Genomic DNA, 15,412 nt, shown 5'->3' with positions numbered 1-15,412 from the left:
AATGACAAGACACGTATCTCGTTAATATCGCTACATCTTCTCCGGCGCTTCCAACCCGATCAGCGACAGGCCAAGCTCCAGCTGTTTCAGCGTCGTTTGCGCCAGTGCCAGGCGCGAGGCCCGCACTGCCTCGTCCTTTTCCGGCAGGATCGGGCAGCTGGCATAGAAGGACGAAAACGCCTGCGCCAGCGAATAGACATGCTCGCAGATATGGTTGGGCGCGCGCTGTTCGTACGCCCGCGCGAGCGCCGCATCGAACCCGTCCAGCCGCCGCACCAGCGCCGCCTCGGCATCATGACCGACAATGATCGGACCCGGCTCGAATCCAGACGCATCCGCCTTACGCATGATCGATTTCACCCGCACCGCCTGGTACAGGAGATAGGGTCCGGTCTTGCCTTCAAAGGACACAAACCGGTCGAGCTCGAAAATGTAATTTGTGGTCCGGAAATTCTGCAGGTCGGCGAACTTGATCGCCGCATTGCCGACCATGCGCGCCACCCGGTTGAATTCGTCCTCGGGAAGATCGTCGCCCAGCCCGGCTTCATGCAGCCTTGTCTGGGCCCGCTCATAGGCCTCATTGATCAGATCGGCGAGCCGGAACGTCCCGCCCGCACGCGTCCGCAACCGCTTGCCATCTGGGCCATTCACCGTGCCGAACTTGATGTGTTCGAGCGAGCCTTCTTTGGCGAGACCGGCCTTGTAGGCCGCGCGGAAGACCTGCTCGAAATGATCGGACTGGCCGAGATCGACGACATAGAGCGTCAGATCGGGGGCCACATTGTTTTGCCGGTCGAGAATCGTCGCCAGATCCGTCGTGCCGTAGAGCGCCGAACCCTGCGAGCTGACCAGGATCAGCGGCGCCAGCTCTTTCTTGTCGTCTTCGCGTGCCGTCCGCACGACCCAGGCCCCTTCGGACTGCTCGGCAACACCGCGATCCTTGAAATCCTGGACCAGGTCCGGGATCAGATCATTGACGTCGCTTTCGCCCTTCCACAGGTCGAAATGCACGCCCAGCGCATCGAAATCGCGCTTCAGCGCCGCGATCGAGACCGTGATGAAGTGTTTGAGCAGCGCCCTGTATCCGCGCCGCCCGGCCTGCAACTCGGCAGTCGCCTTGCGTGCGGTAGCGGCGCGGGCTTCGTCTTCCTTGGCCTTAGATGCCGCTTGCGGGTAAAGCCGCGATAAATCCTCAATCGTCACCGGCGGTTCGGCGGGATACTCGCCGTCGAAGCCCTCATCGAAATAGGGAAGGTCGGGCTGCTCGGCCTCCAACTCGGTGACCAGCAGCCCCATCTGATAGCCCCAATCGCCGAGATGGATGTCGGACACGACGGTATCGCCGCGGAACCGCAAAAGGCGCTGCAGGCTGTCGCCGATCACCGAGGAGCGCAGATGCCCGACATGCATCGGCTTGGCCACATTCGGCCCGCCGAAATCGATCATCACCGTGCGCGGCGTCTCGACCGATCCGGCACCCGTCCGGTCATCGCCCGCAATGGCATTGGCCTGACGCCCGTAAACCGCCGCCGCAGGCGTGAAGTTGAGAAAGCCGGGACCGGCGATCTCGACCTTTTCGAACAGCGCATCGCCCTCGAGCTCGGCGGCAACCGCTTCCGCGATTGCCCGAGGTGCCTTCTTGGCCAACCGCGCCGCTGCCATCGCGCCATTACACTGATAGGGCGCGAGATCCGGCCGGTCGGATTCTGTGCACTGGCCGAGCTCTTCCGGCAAATCGATGGCCGCAAACGCCGCACCGACGCGCGCGCTGAATTGTTCAACGAGGCTGGCCATGCCGCTAGTCCTGTGGCTGACCCGCATTCACGCGGAAGCGTTGACCTTCGCGGTTCCAGGCCAGCTGCTCGTCGGTCAGGACGAAGCCGACGATAATCTCGAAGTTCGATCCGGACGTGGTTTCCGTCGCCCGAGGAATCGAGATCCGGTCAATCTCTTCGGTCACATAAACGCGGTCTTCGTCTTGATCGAAACGGACGCGGATCGGGAATTCCTCGCGATGCATCACAACCCGGTCGGTCCGCGTCACGGCAACGAAATAGGTGTAGACATGTTCTCTGCCTTGTGCGGCCGGGCCACGCCCGAAGCCGAAATCGATCTCCAGATTGGCGATGATCGGCTCGTCGTCATAATAACGGCAGAGCGAGCGCACCCCGTTGATTTCGCCCGTGAACCCCACATGCTGGATGCTGGCGGGCTGGTCTGTCAGCTCCACCACACGGTGGGCATCATAGAGGGTCAGGGCGGACGGGCACGGTCCGGGATTGTCCGGCAGATCGACGAACATGCGCTCCGCCGTGCTGCATCCACCGAGAATCGCTGCGACACAAAGAACTGACCAACGCATGGATGATGACTCCGGACCGGTGGTTGATTATGTGAGGGTCTTACGACGCCTCTTGGCCTGTCGCAACGGCGGGACCGCAGATGATGGATCGGAAATGAGTGCTCGCCCTTCAATGCATGTTTTGCTCGCCGCGCCGCGCGGATTCTGCGCCGGTGTCGACCGGGCCATCCAGATCGTCGAGCAGGCGATCGCCAAGTTCGGTGCGCCGGTCTATGTCCGCCACGAAATCGTCCACAACCGCCATGTCGTCGAGCGTCTGCAGCGGATCGGCGCGATCTTCGTCGACGAACTCGATGAGGCACCCGACGACCGCCCTGTGGTCTTCTCGGCGCATGGTGTGCCGAAATCGGTACCGGCCGAAGCCGAACGCCGCGACATGATCTATGTCGATGCCACCTGCCCGCTGGTGTCCAAAGTGCATGTCGAAGCGCAGCGGCATTACAATAACGGCGCCGAGATCGTGCTCATCGGCCATGCCGGCCATCCGGAAGTCGTCGGCACGCTGGGACAATTGCCCGACGGCGCGATCACACTCATCGAAACCGTCGAGGACGCGAAGGCCTTCGAACCGCGCGACCCCGCATCGCTTGCTTTCGTCACGCAGACCACGCTGTCCGTCGATGACACGGCGGAAATTGTCGCCGCCCTGAAAGCCCGCTTCCCGGCGATCGCAGCCCCGCACAAGGAAGACATCTGCTATGCCACGACCAACCGCCAGGCCGCGGTCAAGGCGATGGCGGAGCGCTGCGATGTCGTGCTGGTGATCGGATCGGAAACCTCGTCGAACTCCATGCGGCTGGTCGAAGTGGCGCTGCGCGCCGGCGCTGGCCATGCCGCACTCGTCGAAGACGCCAATGCGGTTGATTGGGCGAGGCTGGAGGGAGCGACAACGCTGGGTATCACCGCGGGCGCATCCGCCCCGGAAAGCCTGGTCGAAAGCCTGATTGCGGCAGTCGGTGAGCGCTACGACACCCAGGTCGAAGAGCTGCGTGTCACCGACGAGGACGTGGTCTTCAAGCTGCCGCGTATTCTAACCATCGAGGCCGCAGAATGAGCGAGAACAAGACCCAGCCCACAAAAACCACACCAGCGGATTATATTGCCACGGTGGAACCGGAAGCCCGCCGCGAACAAAGCCGCCAATTGCTCGCCTTCTTCGAGAGGGTCACCGGATGGAAACCCCGCATGTGGGGCCCCTCCATCATCGGCTTTGGCGAATATCACTACAAATATGACAGCGGCCGCGAGGGCGACTTCCTGGCGACCGGCTTTTCACCCCGCAAGGCCAATCTGACCCTCTATATCATGCCCGGTTACGAGGATTACGGGCCGATCCTCGAGCGGCTCGGCAAGCACAAGCTGGGTAAATCCTGTCTCTACATCAACAAGTTGGAAGATATCGACATGGATGTCCTGGCCGAGCTGGTCCGCGCCGGCCTCGACGATCTGGCGAAGACCTACCCGGTGAAAGCAAGTTGAGCATGACCCCGAAACAGGTCGTTCGGGCGTGGGTAAAGGCGTTCAATACCGGGGATGCGGATGCGGTCGCCGGCTTTTACCACGAGCATGCGATCAACCATCAGGTCGCCAACCATCCCGTGGAGGGCCGTGCGGCGATTCGCGAGATGTTCGCCGCGGAGTTTGCGCGGGCGGAAATGGAGTGTGTTGTCGAGAATCTCTTCGAGGATGGAGATTGGGCCATTTTGGAGTGGCGCGACCCCTCGGGGCTGCGCGGCTGCGGCTTCTTTCATGTCGAGAACGGCAGGATCAAATTCCAGCGCGGATATTTTGACAAGCTGAGCTTTTACAGAACACAAGGTCTGCCTCTGGAACAGGCGATCCGCGAATGAGCCTGATCACCATCCACACAGACGGGGCCTGTTCTGGAAATCCGGGACCGGGTGGCTGGGGGGCTATTCTCGAATGGAAAGGCCATCGCAAGGAAATCTCCGGTGCCGAACCGGAAACCACCAACAACCGCATGGAGTTGATGGCCGCGATCCAGGCTCTGCAGTCGATCAAGGGCAAGGGCAAACCCGTCCGGCTCGTGACGGATTCGGTTTATGTGCGCGACGGCGTCTCCAAATGGATTCACGCTTGGAAGAAAAATGGCTGGCGTACGGCGGCCAAGAAACCGGTCAAGAACGCCGACCTCTGGATGGAACTCGACGCGGCGGCCGCCCGCCATGACGTCCAATGGGATTGGGTGAAGGGCCATTCGGGCGACCCGGATAATGAACGCGCGGACGAGCTGGCCCGCCTCGCCATCGCCCAGATGCGCGATGCCGGCCTGATGTAATCGCTCGCTAGGCCTTCACGATCAGCCTTGTTCCGTCGAGGGCCGCGACAACCGCGCTTGAACCGGCAGCGAGATCGCTACCGTCCTCGGTTTTCGCCGACCACTCCGTATCGCCATGGCGCACCCGGCCACGGCCTTCGGTGAAACCGGACACCACGGTGACCCGTTCGCCCAGCAGATAGGTCGCCCGCATATTGAGCCCGCTATCCGCGCCGGCTTTCAGGCGCGGCTTCACGAAACGGTCTCCGAAGATCAGAAACAGCACACCCAGCCCTGCAAATATTGCGAGTTCGAGGGGCCAGCCGACGAAGCTGGAGATCAAGGCCGTCACGAAGGCGGCGGCGGCGGGCCATAATATGTAGGTCGTGCCGGTGAGCAGTTCGGCGATCAGCAGAACCGCGGCAATGCCGAGCCACCACCACAGATTCAGGCCTTCGAGCGCGGAAATGAGAACGTCCATATCGGCCCCCTATCCCGTTGGCGGCACGCTGCCGCGGCCCTGATTGACCGCGTCCGAAGCCGCATCCTTGGCGGCATCTCGCGCCGCTTTTGCCAGTTCGCCGACGCCCATGACGGTCGAGACGATATTTGAGAATTCGGCCGGAATGATCACCGTCTTCTGCTGATCGCTTTCGGCCAGCTTGGCAAAGGCTTCGACATATTTCTGGCCGAGGAAGTAATTGACCGCGTTCAGATCACCGTTCGCGATGGCCGCCGAGACCATATCGGTCGCTTTCGCTTCGGCTTCCGCCAGGCGTTCGCGCGCCTCGGCGTCGCGGAAGGCGGCTTCCTTGCGGCCCTCGGCCTCCAGGATCTGGGCCTGCTTTTCACCTTCGGCCCGCAGGATTTCGGACTGTTTTTCGCCTTCGGCTTCGAGGATTTCCGCCCGCTTCAGGCGTTCCGCCTTCATCTGCCGCGCCATCGCCTCGGTGATGTCCGGCGGCGGCGACAGGTCGCGGATCTCGATTCGCGTGACTTTCACACCCCACGGATTGGTCGCGGCATCGATCACCGACAACAGCCGGGCATTGATGTCGTCGCGATTGGACAGCACCTGGTCGAGGTCCATGGAGCCGACCACCGTCCGCACATTGGTCATGGCGAGGTTGACGATCGAAAAGTCGAGATTGTCGACTTCATAGGCCGCCCTGGCCGCCTCCATCACCTGGATGAACACCACGGCATCGACCGATACCATGGCGTTATCCTTGGTAATGACCTCTTGCTTGGGAACGTCGAGCACGCGCTCGCGCATATTGATCTTGTACCGGACATTGTCGACGAACGGCACGATGAAGTGGAGGCCCGGCGTCAGCTTCCGCGTGAACCGCCCGAACCGTTCGACCGTCCATTCCATGCCCTGCGGCACCGACTTGATCGTCATGGAGACGACCAGCAGCGCCAGCACCACGATGACGCCGATAAAGATCAATTCGCCCATTACGAGTCTCCTCCCCTGTCAGTCCCTAGAGCTGGGACAGCATGTGCTCCGCGCTCGACGTGCGGAAATCGCCCGGCTCTTCAGTGTTCAGGATGTCGACCTTGCCGTCCTTGACCAGCATGGAAAAACGCTGCGAACGCAGGCCCATGCCGAAACCCGACCCATCCATTGTCAGACCGGTCTCCTTGGCAAAATCGCCATTCCCGTCGGCCAGCATGACGATGTCGTCGCCGACGCCCTGATCGTCGCCCCAGGCCTTCATCACAAACACATCGTTCACCGACACACAGGCAATGGTGTCGACACCCTTGGCCCGCAATTCATCCGCTTTTTCAACGAAGCCCGGCAGATGCTTGGCCGAACAGGTCGGCGTAAAGGCCCCGGGCACGGCAAACAGCGCCACCGTTTTTCCGGCAAACACATCGCCGGTCGAAACCTGCGACGGACCGTCCGCCGTCATCACGCCGAATTTCACGTCCGGCAGGCTGTCACCCTTTGCAATCGTCATTTTGAGAATCTCCTCACCTCTCGCGTTAAACCGAATGTTGCCCGATCACTTCTCGTCTGAATAGCGGGAACATGGGTTTACCTGTCCCCGATTTAGGGTGAGCATGTGGATATGCACGATGATCGATACCTCACCGGCAAGCTATTGATCGCAAGTCCGGCGATCGGGGACCCGCGCTTCGACCGCGCGCTGATCTATGTCTGCGATCATGATGACGAGCATGCCATGGGCATTGCCGTCAATAATCCGGTTGAGGATTTGCGGCTTCCGACGCTGTTCGAGCAGTTGGGCATAGAGAGCGATATCGTTGTGCCCGACCGGGCCGTCCTGAATGGCGGTCCAGTCGATGGCGATCGCGGATTCGTCCTGCATACACCCGATTTTTCGCATGAGGCGGCGACCATGCGGGTTTCCGGCAATATCTGCCTGACCGCGACCCGCGAAGTCCTCGACGCCATGGCATCCGACCATCCGCCCCGCCATGCGGTGCTGGCGCTGGGATATGCCGGTTGGGGACCCGGTCAGCTCGAAGACGAATTACAGGCCAGCGCCTGGCTGGTTGCGGAGCCGGAAGAAAGCCTGATTTTCGACGATCTGTTCGACAATAAGTGGGAGCGGGCACTGAAGCTGATCGGTGTCGATCCTGCACACTTGTCGGCCATTTCCGGCCACGCCTGACCTAAGGCACGGGCGATTCAATCCGGCCGGGCAACCCCGATTTCACGATTTCCGCAGCCAGTTCCGGCGCCACCGCGCCGGCAAAGCGGAACCCCTGCCCGTAATCGCATCCCAGCCCGGCCAACCGGTCCGCAGTCTCCGCGTTTTCGATGCCTTCGGCTACGACGGTCATGCCGAGATGATTGGCGAGCTGCATCACGGATTCGACAACCTTGACCGCGCTGTCCGAGGCCGCCATGGCGCGGATGAAATACCGGTCGATTTTCACCGTGTCGAAATTGAACTGGTCGAGCCGCGACAGCGAGGAATAACCGGTGCCGAAATCGTCCAGCGCGAGCTGGATGCCCGCGGCTTTGAGATCGGCAATTACCCGCGCAGCTTCGTCCGGCTGGCGCATGATCTCGGTCTCCGCGATCTCCAGCTTGTAGCTGCCGGCACGAAGCCCCGATTGCTCGATGCTGCCGATCAGCGTTTCCGCAAACCCGTCCGACAATAACTCGCTCACCGTGGCATTCGCAGCGATAAACAGCGGCGCATCGGGCGCGGCGGCACGCCAGGCCGACAAATCCATGGCCGCGGCTTTCCGGACCTGCATGCCGATCCGGCCCAGAAGATCGAGGTCGTCAGCCATGGGAATGAAATCGTCCGGTCCGATCAGGCCGACACCCGGCCGGTCCCATCGCGCCAGCGCTTCAAACCCGACCAGGGCCCCGGTTTCCAGCGACACGATCGGCTGATAATGGGCCAGGATCTCACCATCATCGACTGCCGCTTTCACCCGGTTTTCCCGTTTCAGCCGATCGCCGGCATCCACACTGAACCGTCCGGCGGGTAACACCAGCCCGGTCAGTGCGCCATGACCCCAATGCTGGCCAATGAAGCGAAGATAGCGCACCGCGCCCTCCTCACCGACCAACCGCACGCGCTGATCGATCTCGCCGGACAATACGGCTCGCAGGAAATCCGCGCGTTCCGCGGGCGCCAGCCGCTCGATCAGGTCTTCCAATGCGTACTCGGCCGCTAGCAGGCCGAGACTGGCGACATCACCCTCAAATCGCGCGCGTTCCGGATCGATGACGAACGCGACCGCCCCGGATGCTTTCGCCGCGTCGATGAGCACCCGCTCATCCATCGCTCCGGTCTCCGCGCAAAATTGCCAACCGGTCGTGGTCGCGCCATTCGCCTGCAATCTTCAGCAGCCCGCGCGCGCGGCCTTCATACTGAAACCCGATTTCCTCCAGTAATTGCCGGGATGCGGCGTTCTGCGGCTGCACGGCCGCTTCAATGCGGTTCAGCTGCAGCTCGCTCCAGGCAAAAGCCAGAACGCGCTGGATCGCTTGCCGGGCATAGCCGCGGCGTACATAGGGCGTCCCGATCCAGTAGCCGATATCGGCACTCTGCATCACGCCGCGCCGGATATTGTTGAGATTGCAGGCTCCCACCAGCAACCGGCCCTGTTTCCGGATCACGAAAAACGGCGCTCCACGGCCGTCCCGCCAGTCCATTTCGTAACGGCGCAGGCGCCCCCGATACGCTGTCCGGGTCAACTCGTCTTCGGTCCAGGCTGGCTCCCAAGGCTCGGTATGGCGCCGGCTGGCCGCCCGCAGCTTGGCCCAGGCTTCGTAATCACTCGCATTCGGGGCCCGCAGGACGAGGTCGCGGGTTTCCAGTTCGATGTCGGGAGAATCGTCGCGCCAAAGCGCCATTGGCCTGCCTCGTTCTGAAGTTGAATTCTATATCAGGAACCGGCTAACGACGGGTGAAGCGCAACCGTCCGCGCTGCACATGCAAAACGAGATAAACAGCGATCAGCGCCAGCGCCATGCCCCACCAGGTCAGTGCATAGCCGAGATGCTGGCTTGGCGGCACGCTGGCCAGTTGCGGCGGCATCTCGCCCGAATACGCCACGATCCAGAAATCCGGATAGATCGGCATCCCGCCCAGCGCTTCGGTCAGGTCCGAAGCCTCGAAGCGATAGAATGTCCGCGACGCGATTTCGTTTGCTGCAGCGAATGCACCGCTGGCGGGAGGCCGCACGATCGTCAACCTGCCGGCCACCGCCACATCGCCGCCACGCAGCGGCTCAAATCCGTACTGGACCAGGACGGCCTGGCCCGCGCCGGGCGAAAAGCACGCCGGAAGGGCCAGCGCATACATGTGCCGCCAGCCGGGCTCGCCGTCCACAGACCGGCCCTGAAACCGGATGAATGTGTGGCCAGGATCGTCCGGCCGGATGATTTCGCGGCCGAAATACCCGGCGCGGGCCTCGCACAACGCAAACTCCAAAGGCACGGCTTCGCCGGCCTCCTGGCTCTCCCACGCCGCGATTGCGTTCGCCTTCTCGCCCATCCGCGACCATTGCCAGCCGCCCAGCCCGATCAGAAGGACCAGGGCGGGAAGACTGAACAGCGTCAAAATCGGCAGTGGACGGAACATGGCGTCCGGACCCGTCAGTGTTTGTCGTTGAACCGCGCTTCCTCGGCGGCATGCTTGTATTGCAGCGCGAATAGAACGCCCTTGAAGGGACGCAGCAATAACAGGCAGATCAGAAGCGTCAGCGGCAGCCACAATACCATGTGGACCCAGATCGGCGGCTGTGCCGCCACTTCCAGCAGAAGCGCCGGGATCACCACCGCGAACCCAGCCGGAAACATAACGAAAACCGCCGGACCGTCACCCGCATCGGCAAAGCTGTAGTCCAGCTCGCAGACGTCACAATGATCCGCAATCCTCAGATAGCCGGCAAACATCTGCCCCTCGCCACAGCGCGGGCATCGCCCTTTCAGACCTGCGGCGAACGGTGAAACCTTGGACATCGCCTACTGGAAGGCGACGTAGACGAAGGCGAACAGGAACAGCCAGACGACGTCAACGAAGTGCCAGTACCAAGCCGCCGCTTCGAGGCCGAAATGCTTCTGCGGCGTCATCCCGCCCAACAGCAGCCGTACCAGACACACCGCCAGGAACAGCGTTCCGATGACAACGTGGGCGCCGTGGAAGCCGGTCGCCATGAAGAAGGTTGCGCCATAGAGATTGCCGTCGAAGGCAAAGTGGGCATGGGAGTATTCGTAAACTTGCAGCGCCGTGAAGCTGAGGCCGAGCACAACCGTCAGGATCAGACCCTGTATCGCGCCCTTTCTGTCGCCATGCTGCAGCGCATGGTGGGCCCAGGTCACAGTCGTGCCGGACAACAGCAGGACGAGCGTGTTCATCAACGGCAAATGCCAAGGATCGAAGGTCTCCACACCCGGCGGCGGCCAGCTTTCCCAGCCCGAGAAATCGGCGCCGATCGCCACCGCATCCCAACTGCCGCCAGCCCGCAGATCGTGGAACAGCGCCGCTTCGAAGAACATCCAGAACCACGCCACGAAGAACATGACTTCCGACAGGATGAACAGGATCATCCCGTAACGCAGGCCGATATCGACAACCGGAGTGTGGTCACCGGCGCGCGATTCCTTGATCACATCGCTCCACCAGCCATACATCGTGTAGAGAATGCCGAGGAAACCGATAGCGAACAGCCAGGGCTGACCTTCGCCAAAGAAGAAATTGTCTTCCGCCAAGCCCTTCATCCAGACGATGGCGCCCAGCATCATGATGAAGGCGAACAGCGAGCCCACCACCGGCCACGGGCTCGGATTGACGAGGTGGTAGTCGTGTTTGACGGCGTGACCGGCCATGTCTGTGTCTCCTGCGAGTCGTCCCCGGACGAATTTAGCGTCTGATACCTTCGGACCGTTTGCGGATCAATGCTAGGGTGCCGCTTCGCGGCGACCTGTCGCGCCTGCAGAACCCCCGGCCTGCTCGAAGAAAGTATAGGAAAGTGTGATCGTGCGGACATCGTCCATGCGGCGCTCTTCATCGATCAGCGGATCGACGAAAAACAGGACCGGCATTTCGATGCTTTCGCCCGGCTGCAGCGTCTGCTCGATAAAGCAAAAACATTCCAGCTTTGAAAAATAAGGCGCCGACTTGAACGGTGTCACATTGTATGTCGCCATTCCCGTGACAGGCCGGTCGGACGTATTTGTCGCGCGGTAGAAAGCCAGCGAAGTTTCGCCGACGCGCACCGTCATCGAGGTCTGCATTGGCTCGAATGTCCACGGCAGGCCGCGCTCCATACTGGCGTCAAAACGCACTTCCACGGTCCGGTCGAGCACCCGGTCGGCCTCGGTCTCGGCGACCTGCGTCGTCCCGCCATAGCCGGTCACCTGGCAGAACAGATTGTACAGCGGAACAGCCGCGTAGGCCGCGCCGACCATCGCGATGGCGACGCCGGACAGCGTTATCAGCAGGCGCGAATTCTTATTCTGCAGCCAGCGTTTCATCGCTTGTCTCCTGTGTCATAGCCGCTTCGCGATCGGCCAGATTCTGCATGAGCCGGATCGCCGTAATCGAGAAGAGGATGGCCATGAAGGCCACCAGCGACCAGGCAATCATGATGTTGCGCCGGTTTCGCGCCTTCACGAACTCACGCTTGGCCTGTTCGTGCTCGCTCGCCGCATCTTTCTTGTCTGACGGCTCCGCAGCCGGTCCGTTCTCTTCGATCACATCACACCTCCTAACGGAGTCGCAACATAAGCTCCCAACGCATGCTCGGCGATGAGTGCGGCAAAAAGCGCGGCCAGATATCCGATCGAATAGGCAAACAAATCGCGCGCGGCTTTGTCGCCCGCCCGCACCGCGTACAGCGCACCCTCCTCCGCCGAACCGGCTTCGCCGGCCCGCGAACGATAGATGCGCCAGGCCAGGATCAGGAAGACCAGCCCGCCGAAAACAGAGACACCGCCATAGAGCGCTCCGCCCAGTCCGGTGAAGACCGGCGCCAGTGCAAACGGCGTCAGGATCAATGAATAGACGAGGATTTCCAGCCGCGTCCGCTTCGCCCCCTTGGCCACAGGCATCATCGGAACGTCGGCGGCCGCATAGTCACCGGATTTGTAAAGCGCCAGAGCCCAGGAATGTGGCGGCGTCCACAGGAAGATAATCGCGAACAGAATGGCGGAATCCAGGGTGATGCCACCCGTGGCGGCGGTCCAGCCGATCATCGGCGGAAACGCGCCGGCAGCCCCGCCGATCACGATATTCTGCGGCGTCCGCCGTTTCAGCACCATTGTGTAGATGACGGCATAGAAGAAAATCGAGAAGGCCAGCAGGCCGGCGGCCAGATAGTTCGCCGCCAGCGCCATCAGCAACACCGACAATGCCGCAGCCACCAGGCCGAATCCGTAAGCATCCGCCTGACGCACGAGCCCGCGCGGCACAGGCCGCAATCGCGTCCGCCGCATCGTCGCATCGATGTCGGCATCATAAGCCATGTTGAGCGCGCCGGCGGCACCGGCCCCCATGGCGAGCGCAAACAGGGCGATCACGGCCATGAAGGGATGCAGGCCGGACGGCGCCGCGATGTAGCCCGCGAAGGCGGTGAACACGACAAGCGTCATGACGCGCGGCTTCATCAGCGCGATATAATCCCGCCATTCGGCGGGCGTCGACGCGACCGGGCCGCTCATCGCTGTGTCCGTTGGACTTGCCATATCTTCAACTCAAAGGCGGTCGGGGCGGAGATGCCTCCCCGCCCCGTTTTCGCATCTAGTGCCTGTCCGACTTCACCACGGGCAGTTCGTTGAACTGGTGGAAAGGCGGCGGCGAGGACAGCGTCCACTCCAGCGTGGTTGCGCCTTCGCCCCACGGGTTGGCGGCACCCTGGCGGCGGCGCAGGAATACGTCGACCAGCATCACGAAGAAGATGATCGTGCCGACCATCGTCACCACATAGCCCCAGGACGAGACCTCGTTCCATAACGCATAGGCATCGGGATAATCGACATAGCGCCGCGGCATGCCTTGCAGGCCGAGGAAGTGCTGCGGGAAGAAGATCAGGTTCACGCCGATAAAGGTGATCCAGAAATGCAGCTGTCCGAGGAATTCGGAATACTTGTAGCCGCTCATCTTTTCGATCCAGTAGTAGAAACCGGCGAAAATCGCGAAAATCGCACCCAGCGACAGCACGTAGTGGAAGTGTGCCACCACATAATAGGTATCGTGCAGGACCTGATCGACACCGGCATTCGCCAGCATCACGCCCGTCACACCGCCGACGGTGAACAGGAAGATGAAGCCGATCGCCCACAGCATCGGCACCTTGAAGTCGATCGAGCCGCCCCACATGGTCGCAATCCACGAGAAAATCTTGATGCCCGTGGGCACCGCAATGATCATCGTGGCCGCCACGAAATAGGCCTTCAGATCGACGGCCATGCCGACCGTGTACATGTGGTGCGCCCACACAATAAAGCCGATGAAGCCGATCGCGACCATCGCGTAGGCCATGCCGAGATAACCGAAGACCGGCTTGCGCGAGAAGGTCGACACGATGTGCGAGACCATACCGAAACCCGGCAGGATCATGATGTACACTTCCGGGTGACCGAAGAACCAGAACAGGTGCTGGAACATGACCGGGTCGCCGCCGCCGGCCGGATCAAAGAATGTGGTTCCGAAGTTGCGATCGGTCAGCAGCATGGTGATGGCACCCGCCAGGACCGGAAGCGCCAGCAAGAGCAGGAAGGCCGTGACCAGCATAGACCACACGAACAGCGGCATCTTGTGCATGGTCATGCCCGGCGCGCGCATGTTGAAGATGGTGGTGATGAAGTTGATCGCACCAAGGATGGAGGAGGCACCGGCAAGGTGCAGCGACAGGATCGCAAAATCCATCGATGGTCCGGGGTGGCCGCTTGTCGATAGCGGCGGATAGATCACCCAGCCGCCGCCGAAGCCGTTGCCGGCGCCCGTTCCCGGCACGAAGAGCGAGATCAGCAGCAGCGCGAAAGCAAATGGCAGCAGCCAGAACGAGATATTGTTCATCCGCGGAAAGGCCATGTCGGGAGCACCGATCTGGATCGGCACGAACCAGTTGCCAAAGCCGCCGATCATCGCCGGCATGACGACGAAGAACACCATGACCAGGCCGTGACCGGTCACAAACACATTGTAGGAGTGCTCGTTCGCCGCGAGGGCGCCGAGCAGCGAATTCCCGTCGAAGACCTGGATGCCCGGCTCTGCCAGCTCCCAGCGGATCACGCCGGACATGGCGAAGCCGATAATGCCCGCCACGATGGCGAACACCAGGTACATCGTGCCGATATCCTTGTGGTTGGTGGAGAACAGCCAGCGCCGCGGGTCCCAGATGCTGGGCGAATGATCGTGGTCGTCGTGATGAACGGTTGCGTCAGACATGTATTCTCTCCTCAGCGCGAGGCCATCCGGGTCTCACGGACACCGGCTTGATATTCTGCAATGAGCGTGCGCCCGGCATCGATATCGTCCGCGGCAAGCGCGGCCCAGCTATCGAACACCTCTTGCGGCACGACATGGACTTCGATCGGCATGAAGGCATGGCGCAGCCCGCACAATTCCGAGCACTGGCCGTAATAGACGCCGGTCTGTTCGGCACGGAACCAGGTTTCGTTCAGGCGGCCGGGAATGGCGTCCATCTTGATACCGAATTCGGGGATGGTCCACGAGTGGATCACGTCAGCCGCCGTCACATTCAGACGGACCGTCGCATCGACCGGCACGACGATCGGATAATCCGTCGACAACAGGCGTAGCTGACCAGCGGACGGATCGATCTCCTCATCGGGGATCATGTTGGCAAAGAATTCGCCAATGCCGAGATCGGCATACTCGTAACCCCAATACCATTGGTAACCGACGGCCTTGATCGTCAGATCGGCTTCCGGAATCTCGTCCTGCAGATACAGCAGGCGGAAAGACGGAACCGCGATCACCACAAGAATCAGAACGGGCACGGCCGTCCAGATGACCTCGATCAGCGTGTTGTGGCTGGTTTTCGACGGGTTCGGATTGGCCCGCTTGTTATAGCGGATCATGACCCATAACAGCAGCGCCAGAACCACCAGCGTGATACCCGAGATGATCCACATCACCAGCGTGTGGAAGGCAACAACGCTTTCCATCACCGGCGTAACGGCTTCTCGAAGGCCGATTCCGTCTGGCACCGGTGCGCCGACTTGAGCCGCGGCAATCGCGGTGAGGCCCATCCAAATGGTGAAAAGCGCGGTTAGAAATCGCATGGCTTCCCCAAATACTTGC

General features: G+C 61.5%; 20 protein-coding genes. 5 read left to right on the top strand and 15 right to left on the bottom strand.

The genetic code is table 11. The features are described from left to right. Window positions 1–30 precede the first annotated feature (30 nt). Together argS and ACO08C_RS11755 are read right to left on the bottom strand one after the other, a co-directional pair. Window positions 31–1,794 carry an arginine--tRNA ligase gene (gene argS, locus ACO08C_RS11760; RefSeq protein ID WP_421785823.1) on the bottom strand — a complete coding sequence of 588 codons (1,764 nt, stop codon included), beginning with the start codon at window positions 1,792–1,794 and terminating at the stop codon, window positions 31–33. A 4-nt stretch (window positions 1,795–1,798) separates the two neighbouring features. Further along, window positions 1,799–2,362, bottom strand: coding sequence for a hypothetical protein (locus ACO08C_RS11755; RefSeq protein WP_421785821.1), 564 nt, complete (start codon window positions 2,360–2,362; stop codon window positions 1,799–1,801). Between the two features lie 94 nt (window positions 2,363–2,456). Between ACO08C_RS11755 and ispH the strand changes: the two genes are divergently transcribed. From ispH to rnhA, 4 genes are read left to right on the top strand one after another with little or no spacing between them, the layout of a single operon-like run. Then, window positions 2,457–3,416, top strand: coding sequence for a 4-hydroxy-3-methylbut-2-enyl diphosphate reductase (gene ispH / locus ACO08C_RS11750; RefSeq protein WP_421785820.1), 960 nt, complete (start codon window positions 2,457–2,459; stop codon window positions 3,414–3,416). Then, a complete protein-coding gene (locus ACO08C_RS11745; RefSeq protein ID WP_421785818.1) occupies window positions 3,413–3,841 on the top strand; it encodes a DUF1801 domain-containing protein in 429 nt (142 codons plus the stop codon). Before ispH ends, ACO08C_RS11745 begins: the two co-directional genes overlap by 4 nt. A gap of 2 nt (window positions 3,842–3,843) precedes the next feature. Then, window positions 3,844–4,212: a nuclear transport factor 2 family protein gene (locus ACO08C_RS11740; RefSeq protein ID WP_421785817.1), complete on the top strand. Its 369-nt coding sequence runs from the start codon at window positions 3,844–3,846 to the stop codon at window positions 4,210–4,212. Then, window positions 4,209–4,661: a ribonuclease HI gene (gene rnhA, locus ACO08C_RS11735; protein ID WP_421785816.1), complete on the top strand. Its 453-nt coding sequence runs from the start codon at window positions 4,209–4,211 to the stop codon at window positions 4,659–4,661. Before ACO08C_RS11740 ends, rnhA begins: the two co-directional genes overlap by 4 nt. A 7-nt stretch (window positions 4,662–4,668) precedes the next feature. Here rnhA and ACO08C_RS11730 read toward each other — a convergent pair whose 3' ends face one another. From ACO08C_RS11730 to ACO08C_RS11720, 3 genes are read right to left on the bottom strand one after another with little or no spacing between them, the layout of a single operon-like run. Beyond that, complete coding sequence (locus tag ACO08C_RS11730) at window positions 4,669–5,121, bottom strand: NfeD family protein (protein ID WP_421785815.1); 453 nt, start codon at window positions 5,119–5,121, stop codon at window positions 4,669–4,671. 9 nt (window positions 5,122–5,130) lie between these two features. Beyond that, window positions 5,131–6,102, bottom strand: coding sequence for an SPFH domain-containing protein (locus ACO08C_RS11725; RefSeq protein WP_421785813.1), 972 nt, complete (start codon window positions 6,100–6,102; stop codon window positions 5,131–5,133). A 25-nt stretch (window positions 6,103–6,127) separates the two neighbouring features. Then, window positions 6,128–6,610, bottom strand: coding sequence for a peroxiredoxin (locus ACO08C_RS11720; protein WP_421785811.1), 483 nt, complete (start codon window positions 6,608–6,610; stop codon window positions 6,128–6,130). A gap of 111 nt (window positions 6,611–6,721) precedes the next feature. Between ACO08C_RS11720 and ACO08C_RS11715 the strand changes: the two genes are divergently transcribed. Further along, entirely contained in the window at window positions 6,722–7,288 is a 567-nt protein-coding gene (locus ACO08C_RS11715; protein ID WP_421785810.1) for a YqgE/AlgH family protein, read from the top strand. 1 nt (window position 7,289) lies between these two features. On the opposite strand, the gene ACO08C_RS11710 is transcribed toward ACO08C_RS11715, so the two are convergent. The 10 genes from ACO08C_RS11710 to coxB form a co-directional block, all read right to left on the bottom strand. Next, window positions 7,290–8,420: an EAL domain-containing protein gene (locus tag ACO08C_RS11710; RefSeq protein ID WP_421785808.1), complete on the bottom strand. Its 1,131-nt coding sequence runs from the start codon at window positions 8,418–8,420 to the stop codon at window positions 7,290–7,292. Further along, window positions 8,413–8,994 carry a GNAT family N-acetyltransferase gene (locus tag ACO08C_RS11705; RefSeq protein WP_421785806.1) on the bottom strand — a complete coding sequence of 194 codons (582 nt, stop codon included), beginning with the start codon at window positions 8,992–8,994 and terminating at the stop codon, window positions 8,413–8,415. The genes ACO08C_RS11710 and ACO08C_RS11705 overlap by 8 nt, the downstream gene beginning before the upstream one ends. Before the next feature lie 43 nt (window positions 8,995–9,037). Beyond that, window positions 9,038–9,724 carry an SURF1 family protein gene (locus ACO08C_RS11700; protein ID WP_421785805.1) on the bottom strand — a complete coding sequence of 229 codons (687 nt, stop codon included), beginning with the start codon at window positions 9,722–9,724 and terminating at the stop codon, window positions 9,038–9,040. A 14-nt stretch (window positions 9,725–9,738) separates the two neighbouring features. Next, on the bottom strand, window positions 9,739–10,104 hold the full coding sequence (locus ACO08C_RS11695; RefSeq protein ID WP_421785803.1) for a DUF983 domain-containing protein: 366 nt from the start codon (window positions 10,102–10,104) through the stop codon (window positions 9,739–9,741). Between the two features lie 3 nt (window positions 10,105–10,107). Then, entirely contained in the window at window positions 10,108–10,971 is an 864-nt protein-coding gene (locus ACO08C_RS11690; protein WP_421785801.1) for a cytochrome c oxidase subunit 3, read from the bottom strand. Window positions 10,972–11,043: 72 nt separating this feature from the next. Then, window positions 11,044–11,619: a cytochrome c oxidase assembly protein gene (locus ACO08C_RS11685; RefSeq protein ID WP_421785799.1), complete on the bottom strand. Its 576-nt coding sequence runs from the start codon at window positions 11,617–11,619 to the stop codon at window positions 11,044–11,046. Further along, window positions 11,597–11,842: a hypothetical protein gene (locus tag ACO08C_RS11680; RefSeq protein ID WP_421785798.1), complete on the bottom strand. Its 246-nt coding sequence runs from the start codon at window positions 11,840–11,842 to the stop codon at window positions 11,597–11,599. The genes ACO08C_RS11685 and ACO08C_RS11680 overlap by 23 nt, the downstream gene beginning before the upstream one ends. After that, window positions 11,839–12,804 (bottom strand): heme o synthase, encoded by a 966-nt coding sequence (gene cyoE / locus ACO08C_RS11675; RefSeq protein ID WP_421785796.1) that lies wholly within the window; start codon window positions 12,802–12,804, stop codon window positions 11,839–11,841. The genes ACO08C_RS11680 and cyoE overlap by 4 nt, the downstream gene beginning before the upstream one ends. A gap of 79 nt (window positions 12,805–12,883) precedes the next feature. Then, window positions 12,884–14,533 carry a cytochrome c oxidase subunit I gene (ctaD, locus tag ACO08C_RS11670; protein WP_421785795.1) on the bottom strand — a complete coding sequence of 550 codons (1,650 nt, stop codon included), beginning with the start codon at window positions 14,531–14,533 and terminating at the stop codon, window positions 12,884–12,886. An 11-nt stretch (window positions 14,534–14,544) separates the two neighbouring features. Then, window positions 14,545–15,393 (bottom strand): cytochrome c oxidase subunit II, encoded by an 849-nt coding sequence (gene coxB / locus ACO08C_RS11665; RefSeq protein ID WP_421785793.1) that lies wholly within the window; start codon window positions 15,391–15,393, stop codon window positions 14,545–14,547. Window positions 15,394–15,412: the final 19 nt, after the last annotated feature.

This window comes from Hyphobacterium sp., from assembly GCF_965229905.1.
Classification (GTDB): Bacteria; Pseudomonadota; Alphaproteobacteria; order Caulobacterales; family Maricaulaceae; genus Hyphobacterium.
Note: the sequence above shows the minus strand (reverse complement) of the source record. Positions and strands in the feature narration are given on the sequence as shown.